Annotated in this window: 27 protein-coding genes; 17 read left to right on the top strand and 10 right to left on the bottom strand. The window is 65.2% G+C overall.

Features of this window, described 5'->3' with window-relative positions:
• Positions 1 to 64: 64 nt before the first annotated feature.
• The 5 genes from GDN70_RS15165 (at position 65) to GDN70_RS15145 (ending at position 5,164) form a co-directional block, all read left to right on the top strand.
• Positions 65 to 982 (top strand): branched-chain amino acid ABC transporter permease, encoded by a 918-nt coding sequence (locus tag GDN70_RS15165; RefSeq protein WP_028142895.1) that lies wholly within the window; start codon positions 65 to 67, stop codon positions 980 to 982.
• Between the two features lie 11 nt (positions 983 to 993).
• Entirely contained in the window at positions 994 to 2,313 is a 1,320-nt protein-coding gene (gene livM, locus GDN70_RS15160; protein WP_028142894.1) for a high-affinity branched-chain amino acid ABC transporter permease LivM, read from the top strand.
• On the top strand, positions 2,310 to 3,143 hold the full coding sequence (locus GDN70_RS15155; protein ID WP_028142893.1) for an ABC transporter ATP-binding protein: 834 nt from the start codon (positions 2,310 to 2,312) through the stop codon (positions 3,141 to 3,143). Before livM ends, GDN70_RS15155 begins: the two co-directional genes overlap by 4 nt.
• On the top strand, positions 3,140 to 3,883 hold the full coding sequence (locus GDN70_RS15150; RefSeq protein WP_026201689.1) for an ABC transporter ATP-binding protein: 744 nt from the start codon (positions 3,140 to 3,142) through the stop codon (positions 3,881 to 3,883). The genes GDN70_RS15155 and GDN70_RS15150 overlap by 4 nt, the downstream gene beginning before the upstream one ends.
• Before the next feature lie 162 nt (positions 3,884 to 4,045).
• Positions 4,046 to 5,164: a branched-chain amino acid ABC transporter substrate-binding protein gene (locus GDN70_RS15145; protein WP_028142892.1), complete on the top strand. Its 1,119-nt coding sequence runs from the start codon at positions 4,046 to 4,048 to the stop codon at positions 5,162 to 5,164.
• 81 nt (positions 5,165 to 5,245) lie between these two features.
• On the opposite strand, the gene GDN70_RS15140 is transcribed toward GDN70_RS15145, so the two are convergent.
• Entirely contained in the window at positions 5,246 to 5,632 is a 387-nt protein-coding gene (locus GDN70_RS15140; RefSeq protein ID WP_028142891.1) for a response regulator, read from the bottom strand.
• 241 nt (positions 5,633 to 5,873) lie between these two features.
• Between GDN70_RS15140 and GDN70_RS15135 the strand changes: the two genes are divergently transcribed.
• Genes GDN70_RS15135 through GDN70_RS15125 form a run of 3 tightly spaced genes read left to right on the top strand, consistent with a single transcriptional unit; the run spans position 5,874 to position 9,999 of the window.
• Positions 5,874 to 8,681 carry a PAS domain S-box protein gene (locus GDN70_RS15135; RefSeq protein ID WP_028142890.1) on the top strand — a complete coding sequence of 936 codons (2,808 nt, stop codon included), beginning with the start codon at positions 5,874 to 5,876 and terminating at the stop codon, positions 8,679 to 8,681.
• A 58-nt stretch (positions 8,682 to 8,739) separates the two neighbouring features.
• Entirely contained in the window at positions 8,740 to 9,735 is a 996-nt protein-coding gene (locus GDN70_RS15130; RefSeq protein WP_152102730.1) for a P1 family peptidase, read from the top strand.
• Positions 9,736 to 9,786: 51 nt separating this feature from the next.
• Entirely contained in the window at positions 9,787 to 9,999 is a 213-nt protein-coding gene (locus GDN70_RS15125; RefSeq protein ID WP_028142888.1) for a KTSC domain-containing protein, read from the top strand.
• A 13-nt stretch (positions 10,000 to 10,012) separates the two neighbouring features.
• Here GDN70_RS15125 and GDN70_RS15120 read toward each other — a convergent pair whose 3' ends face one another.
• Positions 10,013 to 10,753: an EF-hand domain-containing protein gene (locus tag GDN70_RS15120; RefSeq protein ID WP_240536397.1), complete on the bottom strand. Its 741-nt coding sequence runs from the start codon at positions 10,751 to 10,753 to the stop codon at positions 10,013 to 10,015.
• Here GDN70_RS15120 and GDN70_RS35510 point away from each other — a divergent pair.
• The 4 genes from GDN70_RS35510 to GDN70_RS15105 all read left to right on the top strand — a co-directional run bounded on the left by GDN70_RS35510 (position 10,641) and on the right by GDN70_RS15105 (position 12,472).
• A complete protein-coding gene (locus GDN70_RS35510) occupies positions 10,641 to 11,063 on the top strand; it encodes a hypothetical protein (RefSeq protein ID WP_240536400.1) in 423 nt (140 codons plus the stop codon). The genes GDN70_RS15120 and GDN70_RS35510 overlap by 113 nt on opposite strands.
• The gene (gene rpe / locus GDN70_RS15115; RefSeq protein ID WP_028142886.1) at positions 11,060 to 11,761 is read left to right on the top strand and encodes a ribulose-phosphate 3-epimerase; all 702 of its coding nucleotides are present in this window, start codon (positions 11,060 to 11,062) and stop codon (positions 11,759 to 11,761) included. Before GDN70_RS35510 ends, rpe begins: the two co-directional genes overlap by 4 nt.
• 314 nt (positions 11,762 to 12,075) lie before the next feature.
• The gene (locus GDN70_RS15110; protein ID WP_038971663.1) at positions 12,076 to 12,255 is read left to right on the top strand and encodes a hypothetical protein; all 180 of its coding nucleotides are present in this window, start codon (positions 12,076 to 12,078) and stop codon (positions 12,253 to 12,255) included.
• 25 nt (positions 12,256 to 12,280) lie between these two features.
• Positions 12,281 to 12,472, top strand: coding sequence for a hypothetical protein (locus tag GDN70_RS15105; RefSeq protein WP_028142885.1), 192 nt, complete (start codon positions 12,281 to 12,283; stop codon positions 12,470 to 12,472).
• 25 nt (positions 12,473 to 12,497) lie between these two features.
• Here the strand turns inward: GDN70_RS15105 and GDN70_RS15100 are convergent, their stop codons facing one another.
• The 5 genes from GDN70_RS15100 to GDN70_RS15080 form a co-directional block, all read right to left on the bottom strand.
• Positions 12,498 to 13,937, bottom strand: coding sequence for a bifunctional serine/threonine-protein kinase/universal stress protein (locus GDN70_RS15100; protein WP_038971662.1), 1,440 nt, complete (start codon positions 13,935 to 13,937; stop codon positions 12,498 to 12,500).
• Between the two features lie 5 nt (positions 13,938 to 13,942).
• Complete coding sequence (locus tag GDN70_RS15095; RefSeq protein ID WP_152102729.1) at positions 13,943 to 14,683, bottom strand: metallophosphoesterase; 741 nt, start codon at positions 14,681 to 14,683, stop codon at positions 13,943 to 13,945.
• 132 nt (positions 14,684 to 14,815) lie between these two features.
• Positions 14,816 to 15,421 (bottom strand): hypothetical protein, encoded by a 606-nt coding sequence (locus tag GDN70_RS15090; protein ID WP_028142882.1) that lies wholly within the window; start codon positions 15,419 to 15,421, stop codon positions 14,816 to 14,818.
• Positions 15,414 to 16,100, bottom strand: a complete 687-nt coding sequence (locus GDN70_RS15085; protein WP_028142881.1) for a hypothetical protein — start codon at positions 16,098 to 16,100, stop codon at positions 15,414 to 15,416. Before GDN70_RS15085 ends, GDN70_RS15090 begins: the two co-directional genes overlap by 8 nt.
• The gene (locus tag GDN70_RS15080; RefSeq protein WP_028142880.1) at positions 16,097 to 16,882 is read right to left on the bottom strand and encodes a MotA/TolQ/ExbB proton channel family protein; all 786 of its coding nucleotides are present in this window, start codon (positions 16,880 to 16,882) and stop codon (positions 16,097 to 16,099) included. The genes GDN70_RS15085 and GDN70_RS15080 overlap by 4 nt, the downstream gene beginning before the upstream one ends.
• A gap of 199 nt (positions 16,883 to 17,081) precedes the next feature.
• Here GDN70_RS15080 and GDN70_RS15075 point away from each other — a divergent pair, with 199 nt between their 5' ends.
• The 3 genes from GDN70_RS15075 to GDN70_RS15065 all read left to right on the top strand — a co-directional run bounded on the left by GDN70_RS15075 (position 17,082) and on the right by GDN70_RS15065 (position 19,526).
• Entirely contained in the window at positions 17,082 to 18,452 is a 1,371-nt protein-coding gene (locus GDN70_RS15075) for a sensor histidine kinase (RefSeq protein WP_028142879.1), read from the top strand.
• Between the two features lie 7 nt (positions 18,453 to 18,459).
• A complete protein-coding gene (locus GDN70_RS15070; protein WP_028142878.1) occupies positions 18,460 to 19,110 on the top strand; it encodes a response regulator transcription factor in 651 nt (216 codons plus the stop codon).
• Between the two features lie 107 nt (positions 19,111 to 19,217).
• Entirely contained in the window at positions 19,218 to 19,526 is a 309-nt protein-coding gene (locus GDN70_RS15065; RefSeq protein WP_018316558.1) for a hypothetical protein, read from the top strand.
• Positions 19,527 to 19,541: 15 nt separating this feature from the next.
• On the opposite strand, the gene GDN70_RS15060 is transcribed toward GDN70_RS15065, so the two are convergent.
• Entirely contained in the window at positions 19,542 to 20,129 is a 588-nt protein-coding gene (locus tag GDN70_RS15060) for a TetR family transcriptional regulator (RefSeq protein ID WP_028142877.1), read from the bottom strand.
• Between the two features lie 563 nt (positions 20,130 to 20,692).
• Here GDN70_RS15060 and purB point away from each other — a divergent pair.
• Positions 20,693 to 22,000, top strand: a complete 1,308-nt coding sequence (purB, locus tag GDN70_RS15055; protein WP_038948031.1) for an adenylosuccinate lyase — start codon at positions 20,693 to 20,695, stop codon at positions 21,998 to 22,000.
• Positions 22,001 to 22,060: 60 nt separating this feature from the next.
• Here purB and GDN70_RS15050 read toward each other — a convergent pair whose 3' ends face one another.
• Positions 22,061 to 22,555, bottom strand: coding sequence for a hypothetical protein (locus GDN70_RS15050; RefSeq protein WP_152102728.1), 495 nt, complete (start codon positions 22,553 to 22,555; stop codon positions 22,061 to 22,063).
• A gap of 148 nt (positions 22,556 to 22,703) precedes the next feature.
• On the opposite strand from GDN70_RS15050, the gene GDN70_RS15045 reads away from it, so the two are divergent.
• Positions 22,704 to 23,876, top strand: a complete 1,173-nt coding sequence (locus GDN70_RS15045; protein WP_028142874.1) for a M20 aminoacylase family protein — start codon at positions 22,704 to 22,706, stop codon at positions 23,874 to 23,876.
• A 24-nt stretch (positions 23,877 to 23,900) separates the two neighbouring features.
• On the opposite strand, the gene GDN70_RS15040 is transcribed toward GDN70_RS15045, so the two are convergent.
• Entirely contained in the window at positions 23,901 to 25,721 is a 1,821-nt protein-coding gene (locus tag GDN70_RS15040; protein ID WP_049801763.1) for a caspase family protein, read from the bottom strand.
• Positions 25,722 to 25,726 lie beyond the last annotated feature (5 nt).

Raw genomic sequence — 25,726 nt, 5'->3', positions numbered from 1 at the left:
GCCCAAGAAACCCACTCTCCTAAGAGCTCCTTTTGAGCCCGCGTCAGGTTTGGTACGGCAGCCCATGGATTACTTCGCCCAGCAGCTCATCAACGGTCTCGTTCTGGGCTCGATCTACGGCCTGATCGCCATCGGCTACACGATGGTCTACGGCATCGTCGGCATGATCAACTTCGCCCATGGCGACGTCTTCATGATCGGCGGCTTCATCGCCCTGATCACCTTCCTGATCCTGATCTCGTTCGGACTGACCGCGATCCCGCTGATCCTGCTGGTCGTGCTGCTGGTCTCGATGGCGATCACCGCGCTCTATGGCTGGACCATCGAACGCATCGCCTACCGGCCGCTTCGCCATTCCTTCCGCCTCGCCCCGATGCTGTCGGCGATCGGCATGTCCTTCGTGCTGACCAACTATTCGCAGGTTGCGCAGGGCGCGCGCGTCAAGCCGATCCCGCCCTTCATCACCGGTGGCTACACCCTGCATGAGAGCACGGACGGCTTCGTGATCCAGCTCTCCAACATCCAGATCATGGTGGTGATCACCACTATCGTGCTGCTGGCGATCTTCACCTGGCTGGTATCGCGCACCCGGCTCGGACGCGACATGCGCGCCTGCGAGCAGGACCAGACCATGGCGGCGCTGCTCGGCGTCGACGTCGACCGCACCATCTCCATGACCTTCGTGATTGGTGCCGCGCTCGCCGCGGTCGCGGGCCTGATGTACCTGCTCTATTACGGCCTCGTCGATTTCTTCATGGGCTTCGTCGCCGGCATCAAGGCGTTCACCGCTGCCGTGCTCGGCGGCATCGGCTCGCTGCCGGGGGCCATGCTCGGCGGCCTCGCGATCGGCCTGATCGAGACGTTCTGGTCGGCCTATTTCTCGGTCGAGTACAAGGACGTCGCAGCGTTCTCGATCCTGATCGTGGTGCTGATCTTCATGCCGACCGGCCTGCTCGGCCGTCCCGAAGTCGAAAAAGTCTGACGGTCGCGCGCGTGACAGCTCCCTCGACCAACACGGCCAAACCTGCAACTGGCATCTCCGCTCTCCTGAAGACGGCTTTCGTCAATGCGCTGATCGCGTTGGTGCTGTTCTCGCTGATGATCGGCATCCGCACCGAGGCGGGCTCCTCCGGCCAGCTCACCTATTGGACCCGCTTCGGCGACCTCGCGTCCATCGTCGCCGCCGTGTTCGGCGGCTCGATCGCGATCGAGCTGCTTCGGCAATGGATCGGCCCGACCGGCGCCGAGAAGCTGGTGCCGCCGGCGGTGCAAAGCGGCATATCGTTCATTGGCCGCTACCTCGCGCCGGCGCTCCTGATCTTCACGCTGCTGGTGCCGGTGATCTTCTATAACCAGCGCTACATCCTCGACCTCGCGATCCTGGTGCTCACCTATGTCATGCTGGGCTGGGGATTGAACGTCGTGGTTGGGCTCGCGGGCCTGCTCGATCTCGGCTACGTCGCCTTCTATGCTGTCGGTGCCTATTCCTACGGACTGCTCGCCACCAATTTCGGCTGGTCGTTCTGGATCTGCCTGCCGCTCGCCGGCATCCTCGCCGCCTTCTGGGGCGTCCTGCTCGGCTTCCCCGTGCTGCGCCTGCGCGGCGACTATCTCGCCATCGTGACCCTCGCCTTCGGCGAGATCATCCGCTTGGTCATCATCAACTGGCAGGATCTCACCGGCGGCCCCAACGGCGTCTCCGGCATTCCCCGCCCCACCTTCTTCGGTATCCCGCTCGACAACAGCGACGACGGGCTCGCCGCCAGGCTCGGCATCGAATATTCGCCGACGCACCGCATCGTCTTCCTGTTCTACCTGATCCTGGCGCTGGCGCTGCTCACCAACTGGGCGACGATCCGCCTGCGCCGCCTCCCGATCGGACGGGCCTGGGAAGCCTTGCGCGAGGACGAGGTCGCCTGCCGCGCGCTCGGCATCAACACCACGACCACCAAGCTCACGGCGTTCGCGACGGGTGCGATGTTCGGCGGCTTTGCCGGCGCGTTCTTCGCCACCCGGCAGGGCTTCATCAGCCCGGAATCCTTCACCTTCCAGGAATCGGCGCTGGTGCTCGCCATCGTCGTCCTCGGCGGCATGGGCTCGCAGCTCGGCGTCGCGCTGTCCGCGCTCGCCATGATCGGCGGCTTCGAACTGTTCCGAAGCCTGGAGGGCTATCGCATGCTGGTGTTCGGCATGGCCATGGTGCTGATCATGATCTGGCGGCCGCGCGGCCTTATCGGCCATCGCGCACCGACCGTGTATCTGACCAAGGCGCAAGCGATCTCCTCCGACCTCGTCAAGGAAGGGCACGGATGAGCGGCGACAAGATTCTCAGCGTCGACCGGCTCGCCATGCGTTTCGGCGGCATCGTTGCCGTGCAGGACCTTTCTTTCGCCGCCGAGCGGAAGAAGATCACCGCGTTGATCGGGCCGAACGGCGCCGGCAAGACCACCGTCTTCAACTGCATCACCGGGTTCTACAAACCGAGCGGCGGCGCCATTCGCCTCAGCCATGCCGGCGGCAGGACGATCGCGCTGGAGCGGCTGAACGATTTCCGCATCGCCAAGCAAGCCAAGGTGGCTCGCACCTTCCAGAACATCCGGCTGTTTCCCGGCATGACCGCGCTGGAAAACCTGATGGTGGCGCAGCACAACGCACTGATGCGCGCCTCCGGCTTCACCTTCCTCGGCCTGATCGGCGCTCCCGGCTATCGCGATGCCGAAAAGCGCGCGATTGATCTCGCCACGGACTGGCTCAAGCGGGTCAATCTGCTCGACCGCGCCGACGATGCCGCAGGCAATTTCGCCTATGGCGACCAGCGCCGGCTCGAGATCGCGCGCGCAATGTGCACCGAGCCCGCGCTTCTGTGCCTGGACGAGCCCGCCGCCGGCCTCAATGCGCGCGAGAGCGCGGCCTTGAGCGAGCTCCTGCTCTCGATCCGCGACGAGCTCGGCACCTCGATCCTCCTGATCGAACATGACATGTCGGTGGTGATGGAGATCTCCGACCACATCGTGGTGATGGACCATGGCGTCAAGATCGCCGAAGGCACGCCGCGCGAGGTCCGCGACGATCCCAAGGTGATCGCGGCCTATCTCGGCGCCGACGAGGAAGAGGCGGCAGCCGTGATGGAGGGCGGGTCGTGACCGCGGCGCCCTCTCCCCTGCTCGCGATCCGGGGCTTGCGCGCCGCCTACGGCAAGATCGAGGCGCTGAAGGGCGTCGACGTCGAGATCAATGCCGGCGAGATCGTGGCGCTGATCGGCGCCAACGGCGCCGGCAAGTCGACGCTGATGATGACGATCTTCGGCAAGCCGCGCGCCCGCGCCGGCCAGATCCTGTATGAAGGCCGCGACATCACCGACGTCCCGACCCACGAGATCGCGCATTTGCGTATCGCGCAATCGCCGGAGGGCCGCCGCGTCTTCCCGCGCATGAGCGTGGCGGAAAACCTCCAGATGGGGGCGGATGCCACCGAATGCACGGAGGGCGAACGCGAGGCGACGCTGCAACGCGTCTTCACGCTGTTTCCGCGCCTGAAGGAACGCTACGCCCAGCGCGGCGGAACGCTGTCCGGCGGCGAGCAGCAGATGCTGGCGATCGGCCGCGCCTTGATGAGCCGTCCCCGCCTGCTCCTGCTCGACGAGCCCTCGCTTGGCCTTGCGCCGCTGATCGCGCGCCAGATCTTCGATGCGATCCGCACCCTGAACCGGCAGGACGGCCTGACCGTCCTGATCGTCGAGCAGAACGCCAACCACGCCCTCAAGCTCGCCCATCGCGGCTACGTCATGGTCAATGGCCTGATCACGCTGGCCGGTACCGGCGCCGAATTGTTGCAGCGCCCCGAGATTCGCGCTGCCTACCTGGAGGGCGGCCGGCACGGCTGACCGGCCGGCAAGCCCGACCCGCGTGCGGCCGAATGTGGCGAGATATCTCTGCCGATGCCCGTATTTTGCCGGTGACTTCTCGGTAAATTCATTCGAGAATGGCGTTGGTTTGGACCGGGCACGCCCGGCAACTTCCACAGGCGACCACCCGCGAGGTATCTCATGAAGTCACTGAAGCTCATCGGTCTGGCATTCGGCGCGTCGATCGCGCTGTCGAGCGCGGCGTTCGCGCAGGATGTCACCGTCGCAGTCGCAGGCCCGATGACCGGCGGCGAGTCCGCCTTCGGCCGCCAGATGAAGAACGGCGCCGAAATGGCCGTGGCCGATATCAATGCCGCAGGCGGCGTCAACGGCAAGAAGCTCGCGCTTTCCGTCGAGGACGACGCCTGCGACCCGAAGCAGGCGCGCTCGATCGCCGAAAAGATCGCCGGCGCGAAAATCCCGTTCGTGGCCGGGCACTATTGCTCGTCGTCGTCGATCCCGGCTTCGGAAGCCTATGCCGACGGCAACGTGCTGCAGATCACGCCGGCCTCGACCAATCCGCTGTTCACCGAGCGCAAGCTCTGGAACGTGGCGCGCGTCTGCGGTCGTGACGATCAGCAGGGCCTGATCGCGGCGCAGTACATCGCCAAGAACTTCAAGGGCAAGAACATCGCGATCCTCAACGACAAGACCACCTACGGCAAGGGTCTTGCCGATGAGACCAAGAAGGCGCTCAACAAGGCCGGCGTCACCGAGAAGATGTACGAGTCCTACAACAAGGGCGACAAGGACTTCAACGCGATCGTCTCGCGCTTGAAGCGCGACAACATCGACCTCGTCTATGTCGGCGGGTACCATCAGGAGAGCGGCCTGATCCTGCGTCAGATGCGCGACCAGGGCCTCAAGACCGTGCTGATGGCCGGCGACGCGCTCGCCGACAAGGAGTACGCCTCCATCACCGGCCCGGCCGGCGAAGGCACGCTGTTCACCTTCGGCCCCGATCCGCGCAACAAGCCGACCGCGAAGAAGATCGTCGAGGCTTTCAAGGCCAAGAATATCGACCCGGAGGGCTACACCCTCTACACCTACGCGGCGATGCAGGTGTGGTCGCAGGCGGCCAAGAAGGCCGGCACCACCGACGCCAAGAAGGTCATGGAGGCGATGAAGGCCGGCAAGTGGGACACCGTAATCGGTCCGGTCGAGTATGACGCCAAGGGCGACATCAAGCAGATCGACTACGTCGTCTACAAATGGGACGCCAAGGGCAACTATGCCGAGATCAAGGGCAACGGCACCTAAGCCCGCTTGCCGCGCCCTCGGACCGCCATACGATCGTCTCCACGCCCCGGCTTGCCCGGGGCGTTTCTTTTCGCAGCGGGTTCAGACGGCTGCAGGCAGCTCGCCGCTGGCCGCGGCCTGGGCTTTCCGAAGCGCTTGCAGGAGATCGTTCGGCCGAAACGGTTTCTGCAGGCAGACCACGTTGGCCAGGTGGGACGACTGCTCCATGAAATCCAGCGCCGTCATTCCGGACACCGCAACGACGGGAAGCCCCGGCGCCTGCTCGCGCAGGGTCGCGATGACGTCGACACCGCTGACGTCGCCAAGGAAAATATCGACAATCGCCGCGTCAAAAGAGCCTTCCGCAAAGGTTTTCAGCCCGGCCGCACCGCTGTCGGCCTCGGCAACCTCGTAACGGTTGACCCGAAGCACGATCGCGACCATCGCGCGCACGTCCTTCTGGTCGTCGATGATGAGAATACGAGGCATGGGAATGACCCCCACAGATCGATCCAAATCGTATGATTCAAACCTGGAACCCGCCGCGGCGGCAGGGCATTATGACACCGCCCAGTAAAGCGCATCTTACCCGATCCCTATTCCGCGCTCCCACCAAAATTAAGTAAGCTGTAACCTTCGGTTGAGTCGTCACTGCAACAGTTCACGACACGCGCCCGGATCGGGCTACCGTGGGGGGCCGTCAAGTCTGCCGTATCCTGGAACTGCGGAGATGCTCAAAACGGGTCTGCATGAGATGAACGTGCCTGCGATCGACCGAAGCACATTTCTTTCAACTCTGCCGGCCGCATCGGCCGACCGGACCGCGGCAATGTGGATCGTCGGCATCTCTTCGATCCTGTTCGCCTTGGCCGTGCCGTTTGCAGGTATCCAGCTGCCGCCGGTCCCCGCCTTCGTCGCGAGCTACCAATCCGCCCTGGCGGTGAGCGACATCATCACGGCTGTGCTGCTGCTGTCGCAGTTTTCGGTGCTGCGGACCCGCGCCCTGTTGTGGCTGTCGACCGGCTACCTGTTCACCGCCGCGGCAGCGCTGGTCCATGCCCTCACCTTTCCCGGCCTGTTCGCGCCGACCGGGCTGTTTGGCGCCGGCAGTCAGACCACGGTCTGGCTCTACATGGTCTGGCACGGCGCCTTCCCTCTGTTCGTGCTGGGCTATGCCTGGCTGAAGGAAAAGGACGGCGGCCCCAGGGTCCGGGGCACGACAAGCAACGTGATCTACGCCATCGTGCTCGGCGTCGTCGCGACCATGGCTGCCTTCACCTGGATCGTCACCGCCCAGCACGATCTGTTGCCGGTCCTGCTCCGCGACAGCCGATACACACCGACCATGATCGGGGTCGTTTCCTTTGTTTGGTCACTGAGCTTCGCCGCGCTCGTTTCACTGTGGTTCCGGCGTCCGCATTCGGTGATCGACATATGGCTCATGGTCGTGATGTGCGCATGGCTGTTCGACATCGCGCTGTCTGCGATCGTCAACGTCGTGCGCTTCGATCTCGGTTTCTACGCCGGCCGTCTCTATGGCCTCTGCGCGTCGAGCTTCGTGCTGGCGGTGCTGTTGATCGAGAACGTTCGCCTCCAGGCCCGGACGGTGGGTCTTGTCGGCAGGCTGCGCGAGCAATCGGCGTCGGATCGCGACTTCTACGGCAAGCGCCTCGCCCTGTATGGCGCCGTCGTCGAATCCTCCAACGACGCCATCATCACCCAGTCGCTCAACGGCGCCATCACCGGCTGGAACCGTGCCGCCGAGCACCTGTTCGGCTATTCCGCCGCAGAGGCCGTCGGCAAGCCGATCGACATCATCGTGCCTGAGGATCGCAAGCCCGAAGTCAGGAGCATTCTCAATCGCATCAGCAGCAACGAGTCGATTGCCCAGCACGAGACGGTCCGTCTCAGGAAGGATGGTCGCGCGCTCGACGTCGTCCTCAACGTCTCGCCACTTCGGGCGGAGAGCGGCGAGATCATCGGCGCCTCCAAGATCGCCCACGACATCACCGAGGAGAAGCAATCCAGGGAAAAGCTTCGCCGCGAGATCGAGGAGCGCCAGCGCATCTTCGAGACTTCGCAGGACCTGATCCTGGTCACCGACGGTTTCGGCAATTTCATCCAGGTCAGCCCAAGCGTGAAGGACATCCTGGGCTTCAGCCCGGAAGATCTGATCGGGCACAGCGCCACCGAGTTCATTCACCCCGACGACCTCGATAGAACCCGGGAGGAGATGCGCGCGGCGCGGCGCGGCGCGGTCAAGCGCAGCTTCGAGGCGCGCTACTATCACTACGACGGTCACGAGGTCACGCTGAACTGGATGGGCACCTGGTCCGAGCCGGTGAAGCGTCACTTCTTCATCGGCCGGGATCTCACGGAGAAGCAGGCCGCCGAAGCCCAGTTCCGGCAGGTCCAGAAAATGGATTCCATCGGTCAGTTGACCGGCGGCGTCGCTCACGATTTCAACAACGTGCTGACCGTCATCACCGGCACGATCGGCATCTTGTCCGACGCGGTCGCCGACCGGCCCGAGCTGGCTGCGATCACCAAGCTGATCGACGACGCCGCCGAGCGCGGCGCGCAGCTGACCAAGCACCTGCTTGCCTTCGCCCGCAAGCAGCCGCTCCAGCCCCGCGAGATCGACGTCAATGCGCTGGCACTCGAAGCCGCCAAGCTGTTGCACCCCACTCTGGGCGAGCAGATCACCATCATGCCGCAGCTCACCGAGGATGCATGGCCGGCTCTGGTCGACCCCGGCCAGCTTTCCACCGCGATCCTCAATCTCGCGCTGAACGCGCGTGACGCGATGCCCGATGGCGGCACCCTCGTGCTGGAGACCCGCAACGTCTTCCTCGACGACGGCTATGCCAGCATGAATGCCGACATGGTCGCCGGCAGTTACGTGATGATCGCGGTCAGCGACACCGGCTCCGGAATTCCGCCGGAGTTGATCGACCGGGTGTTCGACCCCTTCTTCACCACCAAGGAGGTTGGCAAGGGTACCGGGCTTGGGCTCAGCATGGTGTTCGGCTTCGTCAAGCAGTCGGGCGGCCACATCAAGATCTACAGCGAGGAAGGCCACGGCACGAGCGTCAAGATCTACCTGCCGCGCTCGAGCGGCGTGCAGGAGACCGAGATCGAAGTGCTCCAGAACGCGCCCATCACGGGCGGCGACGAGAAGATCCTGATCGTCGAGGACGACGCACTGGTGCGGCAATACGTGGTGACCCAGGTCAAGAGCCTCGGCTACACCGCGCTCGAGGCCGCCAACGGCGCGGAGGCCCTGACCATCATCGACAACGACAAGACCATCGACCTGCTCTTCACCGACATCATCATGCCGGGCAACATGAACGGCCGCCAGCTTGCCGATGAAGCCGCCCGCCGCCGCCCCGACCTCAAGACGCTGTTCACCTCGGGCTACACCGAGAACGCCATCGTCCACCACGGCCGGCTGGATTCCGGCGTGCTGCTGCTGGCAAAGCCCTACCGCAAGTCCGAACTTGCCAAGATGCTCAGGACGGCACTGGCGAGTTGAGCCTGCGTCCTCTCTGCGCTATCGCAGTTCGCGAACTGCACTCAACGATGAGGCCGCCTTGAAAAATCTGCTCACCGATATTGCCGGCGTCCGCGTCGGCCATGCCGAAGATACGAAAGTGGCCTCCGGCACGACCGCGATCATCTTCGACCAGCCGGCGGTCGCGGCGATCGACGTCCGCGGCGGCGGCCCCGGCACGCGCGAGGACGCGCTGCTCGATCTCGCCAACACCGTCGAGCGCGTCGACGCGATCGCACTGTCAGGCGGTTCCGCGTTTGGCCTCGATACCGGCGGCGGAGTGCAGGCCTGGCTCGCCGAGCAGGGCCGCGGCCACCGGGTTCGGGAAGCGCTGATCCCGATCGTGCCGGGCGCGATCCTGTTCGATCTGCTCAATGGGGGCGACAAGGCCTGGGGACGGTTCTCGCCCTATCGCGACCTCGGCTACGCCGCGGCGGCCGCCGCCGGCACTGACTTTGCGATCGGCAGCGTCGGCGCCGGCCTCGGTGCCACCACCGCAACGTTCAAGGGCGGGCTCGGCTCGGCCTCGGCGGTAACGCCTGATGGCGTCAAGGTCGCCGCGATCGTCGCCGTCAACGCGGTGGGAAGCGTCACCGTCGGCAACGGACCCTGGTTCTGGGCGGCGCCGTTCGAGGTGAACGGCGAGTTCGGCGGACGCGGCCTGCCGGACAAATTCACCGACGACATGCTCCGCATGCGCATCAAGGGCGGCCCTGCCGCGAACGCGCGCGAGAACACTACCATTGGCGCAGTCGTCACCGACGCGGTGCTGACCAAGCCCCAGGCCAAGCGGCTCGCGATGATCGCGCACACCGGATTCGCCCGGGCGATCTATCCGGTGCATGCACCGACCGACGGAGACGTGCTGTTTGCGGCCGCGACCGGTGAGAAGCCGATCGATCCGCTGGTCGGCCTCACCGAACTCGGCACCGTCGCGGCCAACGTGGTCGCGCGCGCAATCGCCCGCGGCGTCTATAGCGCGGCCGCGCTGCCGTTTCCGGGGGCGCAGCCGTCCTGGAAGGACCGGTTCGGCTAGAAACCGAAACGGCGGATACGGCGTTATCCTGGCGGGCCAAGGTGTACCGCCATGCCGTCTTCCGTGATCCGCTTCTTTTGCTATGCGCCGGATACGCGCGAGCTGAAGGTGGCTTTCGTCAGCGGACGCCTCTATGTCTACGAGGATGTTCCGCCCGAGGTCGCCGCCGCGTTCAGGGAAACGCGCTCAAAGGGGGCGTTCTTCAACCACGAAATCCGCGACCGGTACGCCTATCGTGACATCACGCAGGAATATGCCGGCTAATCTCGGATGCCGCTCACACGCTCATCGACATCGACGAACCGGCAGCCGCCGAAGAACCCTGCCCGCCTTGCTGCTGCATCAACTGCGCGAACAGATCGTAAGCCGAGTTGCGGGGGCTGGAGGCGCCCGGCACCGTCGTCGACATCTTGAAGCCGTCGGCATAGGTGACGGTCGTCGTGGTCGAGCCGTCGGCAGCGGTCGTCGTGGTCGAGGTCGATCCGCCGCCGGACTTCGACGAGGAATCCGATCCGTCGCCCGCGCCGCCGGCGCCTTGCGCGTGATGGTGTCCGTGGCCGCTCTTCAGCGCCTTCGACATCTCGTCAAGGCTGACGTTGCCGTCGGCATTCGCATCCAGCTTCGAGAAGACATCGTCGGCCTGCGCGAGGTTGGTGCCGCCGGCGCCCAGCGCGTCCTCGAACTCGGACTTGGTAATGCTGCCGTCGCCGTCCGCATCGATCTGCGAGAACAGATCCTTGAGCGCAGTCTCCCGGCCCTTCGACATCGAGGACGACGAACTCGACGAGGTCGAGCTCGCCGAACTGCTCGCGCCGTGGGTCGACTGGCTCTGCGCGGCGAGCAGCGCGTTCATGGTCTCCGGCGCGATCTGTGGAGGACTACCTGAGCCGACCAATGAGGTCGTCATGCTGCCCGTGCTGCTGTCGATCGCGAACGGGTTGGTTGCGCCTTGCGAAGATCCGGCCTTCTGCGTTGACCCGGCCTTCTGCGTCGACGAGGACGACTTCGAGTTCGTCAGCGACTGGATCGCGTCGAGCGCGCTGGACACGGCGCCAAGGGCTAACAGCATTGCACAACTCCAACCGACGCGGCATGCCGCGGCCAATGTTCTGTCGGGTAACGTCAGCAAGCGTCGTGCCAGCGCAAAAAGTTCAATGAAATCCGCCGCCACCGCGCCTTGGACGGCGCGGGAACACCGGCAATTCATGCCGGCCGCGGCAGAAATTTCCGCCCACAGGAAGCACGCCTGCCCTGCATTGCCCGCCACGGAGGCCCATGTTAGGCGAGGCCCAATCTTCTTTCGGCCGCCACGGGAAACCGCGCCATGACCCAAGCCTTCGCCCCCCGCCCCCTGGCAATCGCGCCCTCGATCCTGGCCTCGGACTTCTCCAGGCTCGGCGAGGAGGTGCGCAGCGTCGACGCCGCCGGCGCGGACTGGATCCATCTCGACGTGATGGACGGTCACTTCGTTCCCAACATCTCCTACGGCCCCGACGTCATCAAGGCGATGCGCCCGCACACGAAGAAGGTGTTCGACGCGCACCTGATGATCTCGCCCTGTGACCCCTATCTCGAGGCCTTTGCGAAAGCCGGCTGCGACCACATCACCGTGCATGCGGAGGCCGGTCCGCATTTGCACCGCTCGCTCCAGGCGATCCGCGCGCTCGGCAAGAAGGCCGGCGTCTCGCTCAATCCCGGCACCCCGGTCAGCACGCTCGAATATGTCCTCGACCTCGTCGACCTCGTGCTGGTGATGTCGGTCAATCCCGGCTTCGGCGGCCAGGCCTTCATCCCTTCCGCGATCGGCAAGATCCGCGACATCCGCGCGATGACGGCCGGACGCCCGATCGATATCGAGGTTGATGGCGGCGTCGGCCCCGATGTTGCAGGCGCGCTCGCCGCGGCCGGTGCCAACGCCTTCGTCGCCGGCACATCCGTGTTCAGGGGCGGCACGCAGGAAGCCTACAAGACCAACATCGCCGCGATCCGCAATGCCGCGCTAGGAGCTCGAGGCGAAGCGATTTGAGCTGGATCAAACGGCATGGGCGGACGGGGGAAAATCCCGCGGCTTTTACGGGTGTTGTGACGCGTATTGCCTAAAATTGCACTCTTGATCCGTACTCATCCGGACTTCACTGATTCGCGCAAATCACCGCAAGTGACTCCTGCCTGCTTTTGACGGGAGCACATCATGACGACGACCCTGGTTTGGACTGGCGTAGCGTTGTGGTTCGGGTTCAACGCGGCGATTGCAACTCGCAGCCTCTTTGTCGCACGACCGGTGAAGACCGCGGCTTGTGCCCGCATCATCCACCTTCATCGTCGCCGGGGCTGAGCGCCATGCAGATCGCACTCGTGAAGCGCCAGCCGAAGCGCAGGTGCCGCATCCCCCGCCGCCCGCATCCGGGCCTCGACTATTTCTTCGGCCGCCTCGAGCGTGCCGATGGCGCACTCGGCGACGATGCCGGGCTCGACAATTCGGACCTCGATCATTCGTTTCCGTCGCAGCGCCGACACTGAGACACTCTTTTCCGGACCACCTCCCATGAAACCGCACTGCCCGAACTGCCTCAAGGAAATGACCAAGGCATCCGCGTCGCGTAACCTGTTCAGTTGCGAGCCCTGCCGCGAGATCATCCAGTATTTCGGCGGCAGCGCGGATCACGGCGGGCCCGGCCCGCAATTCTGTTGGCCGATCCGCCGCAAGCGCACCGCTCACTCCGCCCACGCGGCCTGATCCAGCCTCAAATCGGCCAGGCGGCCTATCCCGACACTTCGCCGGCATTGGGCTCGCCGGCTTCCCCCGCCATCCGCGGCGGCCGTACCACGGTGACGGTGCAGGCCGCTTCCGAAGCCACCTTGGCCGAGACGCTGCCGAGCAGCGTGCGCCTGAACGAGCCCTGCCGCGCACCGATGATGACGTGGTCGACCTGGTTGACCTCGGCGAACTCCAGGATCGCGGCGGCGGGATCGACCGCCTCCAGCACATGAGCCGACAGCCGGCTCTCATCCAGCTTGAGCGGCGTCGCCCAATGCCTGAGCGCGACCAGGCGGTCGATATGCTTGTTGGACCCCTGCTCGTCCAGGGTACGGTCGATCGCGATCCGGTTCAGCTTGAGCACGTTGACACAGGCAAGCCGCGCTGACGGCAAGGTGGCAAGGATGCGCTCGGTGGTCACACGCAGCGCCTCGTTCAACTCCGGTGCGCCTTCCACGGTGTCGAGCGCGACGGCGAGGATAGGGCTCGATGCGATTTGAGCGGCGACATCCGATTTCGCGCGCGGCGCCATGACGCCCTGGTTGAAGCGGCGCCGCCAAGCGACGCCGATGGGGTCGCGCTTCACCCGCTCCGAGCGCGCGGTGAGCTTGACCTGGTCCGGATGGGCGAGATCGAAGGCGAGCTGCGACGCCGTCGGATAGCGCCACACCGGCTCGATCTCGAGACATCGCAACACCACCTCCTGAAGCCAGGGCGGGTAGTCGGCGCGCAAGCTTCGCGGCGGATACGGATCGCGCCACAGCCGGCGCCGCATCGCGCGCATCGTCTCGCCCTCGCCGAAGGGCCGCTCGCCAGTCGTGAAGAAATAGAGCAGCACGCCGAGCGAAAACAGATCGCTGCGCTGATCGTCGCGCACCCCTGACAGCCGCTCGGGCGCCATGTAGGGCGCGGTGCCGTAAGGCAGGCGGAATTCCTCCTGCAGGAGATCCGGCAGGTGGTTGTGATGCGACAGGCCGTAGTCGATCAGAACCGCCTCGCCGCTATCGCGGAACATGATGCTGCTCGGCTTGATGTCGTGATGGATCACGTTCTGGCGGTGGAGATCGGCAAGCGCGGTTGCGATCTTGGCGACGAGCTGCCGCGCCTCGTCGTAAGGCAACGGCAGGTCGGGCAGCCGCTTGTAGAGCGTGGTCCCGCCGATGCGCTCGATCACGACATAGGCCTGGTGCGCGAAATCGCCGGTGCCGAAACAGGCCGGGACGTGCGGACCCGCCAGCCGCGGCAAGATCATCATCTCCATCTCGAAGGAGACGATCGCGGCGGGATCCTCGCCCTCCGACACCCGCGGAATCTTCATCAGCAAGGGCACGTCGATGCCGGGATGGGTGACCGTCCACAACGTCGCCATGCCGCCGGCATGAACGCATTCACCGATGGTGTAACCATCGATCAACGCGCCGGATTTGACCAGGGGCTTCGGCATCGCCGTCAGCGCCCCTGCGAGAGCCGGTCGGCGAGCCAGTGCGGCAGGCCGTTGTTGCGAATCCTGTCCGCCGCGGTCTCGATGTCATAGGGCGCGCGGCAGTAGGTGATCTGGCACGTCTCGGTGTCGAACAATACGAAGGCCGCAGACGGATCGCCGTCGCGGGGCTGGCCGACCGCGCCGAGCACGGCGAGCCATTGCCGGCCGCGCAGAAGCTGCACCGGGACCTCGGTCTTCGGGACGAAGCTCGTCATCTTGGCCGTCACCGACATCGAATAGAGCGCGGGACGATGGATGTGGCCGCAAAACGTGACATGAGCGGGCGTTGCAATCAGGCTCTTGGCGGCGTCCACCGTCGAGCGGACATAGTGCCAGCGCTGGGGGCTGGAGGCTTCCGAATGCACGAAGAGACGATCGCTATCCTCCACCAGCATCGGCAGTTCGGTCAGGAACCGCCTCTGCGCGCTATCAAGCCGGCCGCGGGTCCATTCGATCGCGATTTGCGCCTCGGCGTTCATGGTCTCCGTCGGGGAATTGACCGCCTGGTCGTGATTGCCGCGCACGGCGATCGCACCCTGGGCAACGAGCTCCATCGCGGTATCCACCACCCATTCCGGATCGGCGCCATAGCCGACGAAATCGCCGAGCAGGACGAACCGCTCAGCGCCCTTCGCACGGGCAACCTTCAGGCAGGCCTCGAAGGCCTGCCTGTTGCCGTGGATATCCGAAAAGACAGCTAGGAGCACGCACCCTCCACCCTCCAATTCTTATTGAAGGCCGGTAAGGCCAAATTGAGGGAGGTCAAAACCATGCGCCAGCGCCGCGCCGATTACCAGCGCAGCCTTGCGGTGATGATCTTGCGGTGATGATGATTGAGCCTATTGCTCGTCCTTTGGCGGCATCCGGGGCGGCGGCAGCGGGGTGAAGCTCACGCCTTGCGCGCCGGCCGGCGGGGCGATGAATTCGCCGGTCGAGGAATCGCCGCCGGTGGTCTCCAAAATGGTCTTGGGCGTCACATATTCGCGGACCATGTCGATGAGGCTGCCATCGCCGCCGCCGAAATCGGCGGCGCGGCCGCCTTGCGGATGTCCCAACGCGATCTCGTTCTCCGCGGCATGGGTCTTGTCGGCGAGCCTGTCGTCGTAGGGCACGCGGAAGGCGCGCGGGATGCCGCTCGGGCGATTGTCCTCGTCGAGCTGCTCGACCCACAGATAGATCGAGCCGGGATCACCCTGAAGCGAATGCGGCTCGACGATGCGGGCCTTCAGCAGCTTGAAAGTCGCCGGCAGCCGGTCGGCACTGGCCCAACCGAGCAGCCCGCGCATTTCGGTGAAGCTGACGACGTAGAAGGCGCTGGTCACGACCACGGCGATCGCCTTCAGCGACCAGTGCAGCCGCGCGTAGACCAGCACGACCAGCAGCAGCGCGCCGATCACGGCATAGGCGAGCGACAGCGTGAGGATGACCGTTTGCAGGCTAGTCACGGCGCACCCTCGCAGCGTTGTTGCTCACACCGGTCCTCGGGTCGAGATCGGCGCCGTTGCGCCACCCGGTGCGGAACGTCTCCAGCAGCGATTTCGGCCGCTGGTCCACATTGACGACCTTGCCCTCGGCATCGAGCCGGAACCGCACCGCGGTCTTCTCGTCGCCGGTGTGGTCGAGCGTGAACTTGTTGTCGAAGACCACCTGCGCGGTCGGATTGAGCTTCTGCACCTTCACATTGGCCGTGACGGGTTCGCCGGTCGTCGCCACGAAATGCGAGACGTTGACGGTGTATTCGCCGGCGACGATGCCGCGCACCGTGACGATCTCCTCGCGGATCGGCGAGGCGATCTTCTTGCCGTTGACCATGATGAAGTCGTTGGCCCCGCCGCGGTCGTCGCGATCGAGGGTCAGGAAGCCGGCCTCACGATGGCGGTACCAGGCGATATTGCCGACGGGATCCTGCACGAACAGGTCGAGGTCGTCGGGGTGGCTATCCGGCCAGTCCAGCGTGATCATGAACTCGGCCTTGGAATCGATCTTGCCCTCCTTGGCATCAGGGGAGACCGCGAGCAGCGCAAGAAAGAACAGGAACGCGATCACCTGGAGCGCCTTGAACAGCATCACGCCCAGCGGATCGAACGGCTCCTCGCGCGGATAGAGACCGAAATCATCCATCATGACGGGATTCCGACACCCTTGATTCCAGACCCCTTGCGCTCCAGCACCGGCGTCACATAGGTCTCGGTCAGCACCACCGCATCCGAGAACACCCGCTGGGTCGCGGCATCCAGCATGTAGTACTGGATACGGACCAGGATCGAGCCGACGAGGCCGGCGAGCGTCGTGTACATCGCGACCGCCATGCCGTCGCTCATCAGCCCCATCGAGGAGCGCATCGCGACCTTGTCGGCGGCATCCAGCCCCGCGATCGGGGCCAGCATGATGATGAAGCCGACGATGGTGCCGAGCAGGCCGAGCTTCATCAGCGTATCCGAGACGAAGGCGCCGAATCCATTGGAGCCGCGCAGCCGGTCCGCGAGCGTCCGCAGCAGCAGCGTCTGGTCGACCGGGCGGTAGTCCTGCGCGGCCGCTTTCGTCACCAGGCTCTGGATGTGGTCGCGCACCAGCCCGCGCGGCAGCACCGCCGCGCTCGCGTCAAGCACCTTGCCGCCCTCAGGCGCGGCGAGCGCCTCGCGGCAGCGCCGGGCCGCTGCGCCTTCACGCGCGATCGCCCGCGTGCGCAGGAAGCAGTGGCCGCAGGTCAGGACATAGAGCACCGCGATGACGCTCGAAATGTAGGTCCGGTCCGAGGTCAGCATCAGATGGATCAGGCCGAACCGCCACAGCAGCACGACGGCGAAGACCGAGAGCCCCGTGAAGATCATCCAGAACAGGAGCGCGCTGCGCTCGGATGGGTCGGTCGCGGTTCCCGCGATCGGTCCGATCGTGATCGAACTCATGCTGCACTGCTCCCGGCCCGCAACGATTGGCCTGCAAAGATTTCCGGTCGATTAGATCAAAGCCGTCGTATCAGGTCCAAAGACCCATGCCCAATCCGGCTTGGGAAATTTGCCCGAGCTGCAATCCCGCCACACCCCGCAATTGGCAAGGCGCGGCGGCGTTGTTAGGCTGAGCTTATCAAACGTCGAGGGTGATCGCATGCGCCTCGTGCTTCAGCTTGTCGCCCGTCTGCTGCTTATCGTAGCCCTGTGCCTTGGCGCGGCAACCATATGGGCCACATTCGACGCCTATCGCAGCGTTGACCGGTCGACTGCGGCCTCGGCGCAGCGGGTCGCGCAGGCGCTTCAGGCGCTGTATTGGCGCGAGCTTTTGTTGCGCAGCAGCAGAGCGCGCGAGCACCTCCTGCCCGTTCCGGACTGGCGCACCCTGGAGACCATGAAGCTGATCTCGCCCGGCGTCTGCGTCGAGTTCCAGCCGGCTGCCGCATTCGAGAAGCCGCTCTGCGGCCAGAGCGAGGGGCTGGGCAAGACCCCGCCGCGCTGGTTCGCCGCGATCGTGCCGACCTTCCTCGGCAGCCACGCCGAGGTGGTCCGGCCGGTCAGTCCCCGCGCCGCGACCGCCGGCACCGTGGTCGCGACGCCGGATGCCGCGGCCGCCGTCTCACTCGCCTGGGAATACATCCTCAACGTGATCGACGTCGCGCTGTTGATGGCGGCGGCGATCGCGCTGCTGGCTTCGCTGGCGATCGCGCATGCGCTGGCACCGGCGCGCACGATCGTGACCGCCCTGCAGCGCATGGCGCGCGGGCAGTATCGCACCAAACTCCCGCGTTTCCGCTCCATGGAGCTGGCGATGATCGGCGGCGCCGTCGACGAGCTCGGCGGCCGGCTGGAGGAAGCCACAGAGCAGCGCGCCGCGCTGACGCGGCGCCTGATCGAGATCCGCGACGACGAGCGCCGCGCCCTCGCCCGCGAGCTGCACGACGAGTTCGGGCAGAATCTTTCCGCCATTCTCGCCTTCGCCAACACGATCGAAACGGCGAGCACGAAGGACAATCGGGATAATGGCATCGCGCAGGACGCGCGCATGATCTCGCAGGCCACCCATCATCTGATGGCCTCGCTCCGCGATGCGCTGAAGCGTCTGCGCAATCCCCTGCCCGAGGAGCTCGGGCTCGAGGCAAGCCTCGTCAATCTCGTCGACAGCTGGCGCTCACAGAGCGCGGCGCGGCCGACGATCCAGCTCGATCTCAGGGGTGACCTCACTGACATCAGCGGTCCGGCCGCCACCACGGCCTATCGCGTGGCACAGGAATGCCTGACCAACGCGCTGCGTCACGGTACGGCGCGCGAGATCTCTTTGCGCATCGAACGCCGGGCCGGCGAGGATGACGCGCTGCTCATCCGTGTCGAGGACGACGGCGGCGGCGATGCGGAGCGCGTCTCGCAATCTGCCGGCTTCGGCCTGACCGGCATCCGCGAGCGCGTCACGGCGGCCGGCGGATCGCTCTCGATCCTGCCCGCCCGCGGCGGCCTCAGTGTCGCCGCCACCATCCCGCTCGCCGCGTGAGGGCGGAATGAGCGAGGTTGCAGCAACAGGCATCTCCGTGCTGCTCGTCGACGACCACCCGATCGTCCGCCAAGGCTATCGGCGCGTGCTGGAAAGCCAAGGCGATCTGCATGTCGTGGCGGAGGCCGACAACGCCGCGGACGCCTACAGTGCGTTCAAGGCGCATGATCCCGATGTCGTCTTGCTCGACATCTCGATGCCCGGCGCGAGCGGGCTGGAGGCGATCCGCAACATCCGCGCGCGCAGTCCGCGGGCGCGGATCCTCGTCTTCACCATGCACAACGAGGCCGTGCTGGTGAAAGCCGCCTTCAGCGCGGGGGCCAGCGGCTTCGTCACCAAGAGCAGCGAACCGTCCGCCGTCGTCACCGCGATCCGCGCCGTCGCGCGCGGCGAGCGGGCCATGAGCGACGATATCGCGCATATCCTCGCCGAGGACAGTCTGTCGGCGGGCTCAGCGCTGGATCAGTTGGGCGAGCGGGAGATCGAGATCCTGCGCCAGTTCGCCGGCGGCGCCACCACCGAGCAGATCGCGACGCACCTCAATCTCAGTGTGAAGACAGTGCAGAACTACCACTATCTGATCAAGACCAAGACCGGCGCGCGCACCGACGCGCAGCTGGTGCGGCTCGCCGCGACCTGCGGGCTGACGAAGATCTAGCAGCGGGGCTGCCGCTTTCCCCACGTCACTTGAAGATTTCGAATCTGCCGGGCCCGATGGAACGGAGGCCATCCGGCTCCGGTTAGGAGTAGAGTGGAGGAATCGCCATGAGTAAGGCTCATCACAAGGCAGTCGACCATCCCCCGATCATCACCGTAGGCGAGCTCATCGATGAACTTTGCCGCCTGCCCGATACGGCCGTCGTCCACTTCCGCTGCCCCATGCTCGAGCAGGAGCTGACATTCTACCGCCTTCGAAAGCGGTCAAAGGATGCCGTTGAAATCGCGGTCAATGCATATCCGGAGAGCCCGCCAGTCGTACCGGCGACCAACGGCGGTGCGTTTCAGCCGCGCAGGCACGCGACAGCCGCGCCCCCCGTTCGGGAGAGTGCGCTTCTTCACAAGGCAAGAGGGTGAGATAGGCCTCCGGGTCTAGGCCGCCTTCAGGCCGCGCAGCAGCAGCGCGAGCGTCGCATCGACGCGCGCGGAGAGATCCGCATCCTTCCACTCGTCGGCATGCGCCGGATGGTGGAAGCGGACGGTGGCATCGAAGATCGCGCGCGCAGTGGTCTTGACGTCGCCGATGGCGAATGCGCCCTGCTTCACGCCGTCAGTCAGGATCGCCGAGATCTGGTCGATCATGGTGTCCTTGTGACATTTGACGGCCGCGCAGGCCTCGCGCGCCAGCGTCAGATAGGTCTCGAACATCTCGGGGTCGTCGAGCACACGCGAACGCTTGGCGGCGAACAGCGTCCGCAGCCAGCGGTCGAGCCGCGCCGGCGCGGGGCCCTGCTCCGCAGCGATCTGGCGGAGCGGCGCGTCGATGCGGTCCAGCCAGCGTTTGGCAACGGCCTCGCGCAGCGAGGCCTTGCTCGGGAAATGGCGATACACGCTGCCGTGGCTCACATCGAGCGCACGGGCAACGTCGACCACGGTGGCCTTGGCAAGTCCGTAACGCCGCAAGACGTCCTCGGTCACTTCGAGGATCCGCTCCGGCGTCAAGACAACGGCTTCATTCATGCCAGCACCATGTTCCCGTTTGGGCTCAGTTATCCGGCGATAGAGCTGCTTCCGAAGCGCCCATGCCGGCCGTTTCGGAAAGCTTTCGCCTTAATGAGGCAGTTTTGCAGCCTGCGCCGCGATCTGGCGCGCCACCAGCAAATTGAGCCAATGCCCAATCGCCCCGGTGAGATTGATGATTTCGGTCGTCATTTTCTTATATCTCCATTCGTCCACGGCCCTCGCCCTTCGATGGCGACCTTCGATCCGAGAGGTATTTCGGATGTCGGGCTCCCCCTGGAGGTAACCGCGGGACGCCCAATCGGAGCGTCCGAGAAGGGATATACACGTCCCGCTGACAGATTTCAATATCTGTCAGTCAATGATCCGTGATTGACAGTTAATATTTGCGGCTGGCGTCGCCATCCCCTGCCATCCGGTCCGGTGGATAGCTCGGCGATCCCCCTCTCCCGGGGTCCAGACCGTTTGTTTCGCCCTGCCTGCTCTGTTAAATCACGGCGTAAAAAGCATTTTGGCCGGCGCCGCCCCTTGGGACCGCCCGCCCACCTTCCTGGAGCCGTCAGATGATCCCCCGCTATACCCGCCCGGAAATGGCCTCGATCTGGGAGCCGCAGACCCGGTTCAAGATCTGGTTCGAGATCGAGGCGCATGCGGCGGACGCCCTCGCCGCTCTCGGCACCATCCCCAAAGAGGCCGCCAAAACGGTCTGGGCCAAGGCCAAGGACGCCACCTTCGACGTCGCCCGCATCGACGAGATCGAGCGCGAGACCAAGCACGACGTCATCGCCTTCCTCACTCACCTCGCCGAGATCGTCGGCCCCGAGGCGCGCTTCGTCCACCAGGGCATGACCTCGTCCGATGTGCTCGACACCTGCCTCAACGTCCAGCTCACCCGCGCCGCCGACCTCTTGCTCGCCGACCTCGACAAGGTGCTGGCCGCACTCAAGAAGCGCGCCTTCGAGCACAAGATGACGCCGACCATCGGACGCAGCCACGGCATCCATGCCGAGCCCGTGACCTTCGGCCTCAAGCTCGCTTATGCCTATGCCGAATTCTCGCGCGCCAAGGAGCGCCTGATCGCGGCGCGGAAGGAAGTCGCGACTTGCGCCATATCAGGCGCCGTCGGCACCTTCGCGCAGATCGATCCGCGCGTCGAAGAGCACGTTGCGAAAGCCATGGGCCTTGTCCCCGAGCCGATCTCGACCCAGGTGATCCCGCGCGATCGCCATGCGATGTATTTCTCGACGCTCGGCGTGATCGCCTCTTCGGTCGAGCGCATCGCGGTCGAGATCCGCCACATGCAGCGCACCGAAGTGCTGGAGGCCGAAGAGTTCTTCTCGGAAGGACAAAAGGGCTCCTCGGCGATGCCGCACAAGCGCAACCCGGTGCTGTCGGAGAACCTCACCGGCCTCTCCCGCATGGTGCGCGCCTATGTGACGCCTGCCCTGGAGAACGTCGTGCTCTGGCACGAGCGCGACATCTCGCACTCCTCGGCCGAGCGCATGATGGGCCCTGACGCCACCGTGACGCTCGACTTCGCGCTGGTGCGCCTCGCCGGCCTGATCGACAAGCTCCTGGTCTATCCCGCCAACATGCAGAAAAACCTCGACCGCCTCGGCGGCCTCGTCCATTCGCAGCGCGTGCTCCTGGCGCTCACGCAGAAGGGCGCGAGCCGCGAGGACGCCTACAAGCTCGTGCAGCGCAACGCGATGCCGGTCTGGCGCGGCGAAGGCGATTTCCTTGTTCTGCTGAAGAAGGACGCCGAGGTGAAGAAATATCTCACCGACGCCGAGATCGAGGAGCAATTCGACCTCGGCTATCACCTCAAGCACGTCGACACGATCTTCAAGCGCGTGTTCGGCGAAAGCTGAGCACCGCTTGCGTCGCCCAGGAGCCACGCTCGTGGCTGCCGGGGCTCGTGCAATTGCGGTCTATAGTCGCTTCTGCAGCCATTTCACGAGCGCGGGGCTGCCGATGGTGGCGGCGATGAAGCCGCACATATTGCCGTCGACATAGCCCGCGCGGCCGCGCCCTTGCACGTAGCGCTTGCTGAAGAAGATCGTGTGCAGCTTGTTGCCAGCGTCATCGAGGAAGACGAGCTGCCAGCGCAAATCGGGCTGGTAAGACAATTGTACAGGCGCCAGCGTCTTGACGGCTGCCGCCAGTTCGGTCGCGTCGGTCGCGGTCAGGACCTGCGTCTTGCGTTCGCTCGCGTAGCTCGAAAAATGCTCCGGCGAGATCGGGATGCTGGTGAGCAGCCGGTCGGAGATCTTCTGAAGATCGATCCGCTTGATCTGCCCCGCCTGGATCTTCTGACTGATCGATCCAATCACGGCAGTGGCCGGGCCGACATCGCAGGCGAAGGCCGGACTGGCCATGATCGAGAAGCAGGCCGCCAGCACAAGACTATCGCGTCCGAACTTCATGCCCTGCCCTCGTCCCCGGCGGATCGCTGCCGCACCTTATAGCCACGGAGCGGGGCGACGAAAGCCCGGCGACCATTTGCGGACCGCGATGCCGCGGAGTACGCTTCCAGCCCATCGACCCCTGCGAACGTAGAAGAAACGGATCCCCATGCCCATCGTCAACCGCGTTGCCGCCCTCTCCGACGAAATGGCCGCCTGGCGCCATGACTTCCACGAGAACCCCGAATTGCTCTACGAGGTCCACCGCACGGCCGGCATCGTCGCCGAGAAGTTGCGCGAATTCGGCTGTGACGAGGTGGTGACGGGTATCGGCCGCACCGGCGTCGTCGGGGTGATCCGCGGCCGCAAATCCGCCTCCGGCAAGACCATTGGCTTGCGCGCCGACATGGACGCGCTGCCGATCATGGAGACCTCGGGCGTGCCTTATGCGTCGAAGGTCCCCGGCAAGATGCACGCCTGCGGCCATGACGGCCACACCGCGATGCTGCTGGGTGCCGCCAAATATCTCGCCGAGACGCGCAATTTCGACGGCACGGCGATCATGATCTTCCAGCCCGCCGAGGAAGGCGGCGGCGGCGGCAAGGCCATGGTCGAGGACGGGTTGATGACGCGCTGGAACATCCAGGAGGTCTACGGCATGCACAACATGCCGGGCCTGCCGGAAGGTCACTTCGCCACGACCCCCGGTGCGATGCTCGCCTCCTCCGACAACATCCAGATCACGGTCCACGGCAAGGGCGGCCACGCCGGCGCGGGTCCGCACAAATCCGTCGACAGCGTGCTGATCGGCTCGCAGATCGTCAACGCGCTGCAATCGATCGTGGCGCGCAACGTCGATCCGCTGAAGTCAGCCGTCATCTCGATCACGCAATTCCACTCCGGCACCGCCTTCAACATCATCCCCGAGGTCGCCGAGCTCGGCGGTACCGTGCGCACGCTCGATCCCGAGGTACGCGATCTCGTCGAGCGCCGCATCGGCGAAGTCGCCGAGAGCGTCGCCCGCGCCTATGGCGGGTCGGCCGAGACGAAATACACGCGGATGTATCCGGTGACGATGAACCATGCGCGCGAGGCCGGCCTTGCCGCCGACGTCGCCCGCGACATCGTCGGCACCGACCGCGTCAACGACAAGTTCATCCCGATGATGGGCGCCGAGGACTTCTCCTTCATGCTCGAAGCGCGTCCCGGCGCGATGGTGCTGGTCGGCATGGGCGACGGCAACGAGTGCCACCACCCGGCCTACGTCTTCAACGACAACATCCTTGGCCACGGCGCGTCGTTCTGGGCGCGTCTGGTCGAGACGCGGATGCCGGCGGGGTAATCCCTCGCCTCAGCGGGGGCCGCTTCAATTGCAGACCTCGGTCAAGCCGCCACCGTTAATGGCAACGCTCGGCGATCGTCCCAGCTTGCAGCCGGGACGAAGGGGCCGGCAGCCGGCATTTGTGCATACGATCTGGCCGGACGAATTCGCTTGTGAAGCAGCCGGCGATGACTCACTCTTTTTCCGGTCCGAGTCACGCCTTGCGGGTTCATCGCGCGTCGCGACGGGCTTTTTCTCCGGGATCTTTTCGCATTCGTTGTCGTCGCTGATACGGTGACCAGCACGGCACACGATCTTGCTGCATTGGTCTCCATCCGCCCTGAAACCGTGATCGCAAACCAGGGGACACACCCGCCCCGACTTTCCCTTGAGGGCGTCCAGCACATCGGCGTTCGCAACCTTCGCATCGAATTTGGTGCCGGCGTATTTGTTGAACAGCGTCAGCGAGCGTTGCGCCGTCTCGCTCCACTCGCTGTACGGCTCGGCCTTCATGCAGCCGACGCGCCGCAGCTCGACTTGCACGGATCTCGGCAGATCTTGCCCCGGAGCGGAGCTCGGCGGCGGCGAAAGCGCTGCAACCTTCTTGCTCTCGGCATTACTGGCCTGCTTGTCCGCAACCTGCTTCGCGGCGGCGTCGGCCGCCGCCTTCTCCATGACCTGCTTTTCCGCGAGCGCCCTCGCAGCCGCGGCTTCGGCTACCTTGCGCTCGCGTTCGGCCGCTTCAGCCTTCGCCTGCTCGATCTGCTTTTGCTTTTCCGCAGCGATCCGCGCGTCCTCGGCCGCTTTGGCGGCGGCGGCTGCCTTTTCCAGCTCAGCCTTCTGGGCACGCTCAGCAGCGAGCTTCACCTTTTCCTGCTCGGCCAGCCGCGCCTTCTCGGTCGCCGCCGTGCGCTCCTCCTCGGCGGCGATCTTCTTGAGCTGCACGCGGGCGAGGTTCGCGTAGAAGCCGTCCGGATAGGTCTGCAGGAAAGCTTCCCAGGCCTCGCGCAGCCCCGCCTGAAGCGCAAGCTCGTAGTCCCTGCGCACGCTGTCCTGCGGATTGGCCTGCGGTCCCGCCACAGCGACCGGCTTCGCCGGCACCAGCGGCACGTCGTCGCCACCGAGCGAGCCGTAGACATAGGGCTCCTGCCTGCTGCCGGTGTTCTTCAGGACGTCGTCCCGCACGAAGCCGAACGCCTTGCGCAGATCAAGCCCGGGCTTCGGCAGGTGCTCGACCAGCGCCGCGGCGAAGGGACTGTTGCGGGAATCGCCGTCGGACGCCGTTGATCCCGCCTTGGCCGCGAACGCGATCATTGTGTTCGGGCTGGTCGGCTCCACCTTGGCAAGACCTCGCCCGATGGCGCGCGAGGCCACCATGCGCTTCATGGTCTTGGAAAAGGGATTGTCGCGGCAGGCGTCGAGGATGACGAGGCGGAGCCGTTTTGCCGGCTCGACGGCGAACAGTGCACGGTCGAGCGCAACGGTCTCGTCGAGAACGTCGCCGTCGGTCTCCAGCATCGCGTCGGTCGGGATAAGATAGTTGCTGCCGTCGAGCTCGATGCCGTGCCCGGCGTAGTAGATCACCGCCATGTCGGCGTCGCGGACCCTGCCGGCAAAGTCACGCAGCGTCCGCCGCATCTCGGAGGCATTGAGGTCTGTCTTGACGTCGACTGCATCGAAGCCGGCTTTCCTGAACATGTCACCGATCAGGGCGGCATCGTTCACGGGGTTGGTGAGCCGCAGCGTGTTCTTGTAGGCGGAATTGCCGATCACGAGCGCGACGCGCTTCTCGGCCTGCGCCGGCGCGCAAGTTACGAGAGTGGCAACGATCAAAGCGCAGAAAGATCGAACAATATTCACGCACATTACCT

The sequence above is a fragment of the Bradyrhizobium sp. TM102 genome (genome assembly GCF_009176685.1).
In the GTDB taxonomy this organism is placed as follows: domain Bacteria; phylum Pseudomonadota; class Alphaproteobacteria; order Rhizobiales; family Xanthobacteraceae; genus Bradyrhizobium; species Bradyrhizobium ottawaense.
This window is presented reverse-complemented; position numbering and strand designations above follow the sequence as displayed.

What these genes read in the sequence shown, in the direction of transcription:
- GDN70_RS15165 (WP_028142895.1), top strand. Translation starts at nt 65, where the DNA reads ATGGATTACTTCGCCCAGCAGCTCATCAACGGTCTCGTTCTGGGCTCG.
- GDN70_RS15155 (WP_028142893.1), top strand. Translation starts at nt 2,310, where the DNA reads ATGAGCGGCGACAAGATTCTCAGCGTCGACCGGCTCGCCATGCGTTTC.
- GDN70_RS15145 (WP_028142892.1), top strand. Translation starts at nt 4,046, where the DNA reads ATGAAGTCACTGAAGCTCATCGGTCTGGCATTCGGCGCGTCGATCGCG.
- GDN70_RS15140 (WP_028142891.1), bottom strand. Translation starts at nt 5,632, where the DNA reads ATGCCTCGTATTCTCATCATCGACGACCAGAAGGACGTGCGCGCGATG.
- GDN70_RS15135 (WP_028142890.1), top strand. Translation starts at nt 5,874, where the DNA reads ATGCTCAAAACGGGTCTGCATGAGATGAACGTGCCTGCGATCGACCGA.
- GDN70_RS15125 (WP_028142888.1), top strand. Translation starts at nt 9,787, where the DNA reads ATGCCGTCTTCCGTGATCCGCTTCTTTTGCTATGCGCCGGATACGCGC.
- GDN70_RS35510 (WP_240536400.1), top strand. Translation starts at nt 10,641, where the DNA reads ATGCTGCCCGTGCTGCTGTCGATCGCGAACGGGTTGGTTGCGCCTTGC.
- rpe (WP_028142886.1), top strand. Translation starts at nt 11,060, where the DNA reads ATGACCCAAGCCTTCGCCCCCCGCCCCCTGGCAATCGCGCCCTCGATC.
- GDN70_RS15110 (WP_038971663.1), top strand. Translation starts at nt 12,076, where the DNA reads ATGCAGATCGCACTCGTGAAGCGCCAGCCGAAGCGCAGGTGCCGCATC.
- GDN70_RS15105 (WP_028142885.1), top strand. Translation starts at nt 12,281, where the DNA reads ATGAAACCGCACTGCCCGAACTGCCTCAAGGAAATGACCAAGGCATCC.
- GDN70_RS15100 (WP_038971662.1), bottom strand. Translation starts at nt 13,937, where the DNA reads ATGCCGAAGCCCCTGGTCAAATCCGGCGCGTTGATCGATGGTTACACC.
- GDN70_RS15085 (WP_028142881.1), bottom strand. Translation starts at nt 16,100, where the DNA reads ATGATGGATGATTTCGGTCTCTATCCGCGCGAGGAGCCGTTCGATCCG.
- GDN70_RS15080 (WP_028142880.1), bottom strand. Translation starts at nt 16,882, where the DNA reads ATGAGTTCGATCACGATCGGACCGATCGCGGGAACCGCGACCGACCCA.
- GDN70_RS15075 (WP_028142879.1), top strand. Translation starts at nt 17,082, where the DNA reads ATGCGCCTCGTGCTTCAGCTTGTCGCCCGTCTGCTGCTTATCGTAGCC.
- GDN70_RS15070 (WP_028142878.1), top strand. Translation starts at nt 18,460, where the DNA reads ATGAGCGAGGTTGCAGCAACAGGCATCTCCGTGCTGCTCGTCGACGAC.
- GDN70_RS15065 (WP_018316558.1), top strand. Translation starts at nt 19,218, where the DNA reads ATGAGTAAGGCTCATCACAAGGCAGTCGACCATCCCCCGATCATCACC.
- GDN70_RS15060 (WP_028142877.1), bottom strand. Translation starts at nt 20,129, where the DNA reads ATGAATGAAGCCGTTGTCTTGACGCCGGAGCGGATCCTCGAAGTGACC.
- purB (WP_038948031.1), top strand. Translation starts at nt 20,693, where the DNA reads ATGATCCCCCGCTATACCCGCCCGGAAATGGCCTCGATCTGGGAGCCG.
- GDN70_RS15050 (WP_152102728.1), bottom strand. Translation starts at nt 22,555, where the DNA reads ATGAAGTTCGGACGCGATAGTCTTGTGCTGGCGGCCTGCTTCTCGATC.
- GDN70_RS15045 (WP_028142874.1), top strand. Translation starts at nt 22,704, where the DNA reads ATGCCCATCGTCAACCGCGTTGCCGCCCTCTCCGACGAAATGGCCGCC.
- GDN70_RS15040 (WP_049801763.1), bottom strand. Translation starts at nt 25,721, where the DNA reads ATGTGCGTGAATATTGTTCGATCTTTCTGCGCTTTGATCGTTGCCACT.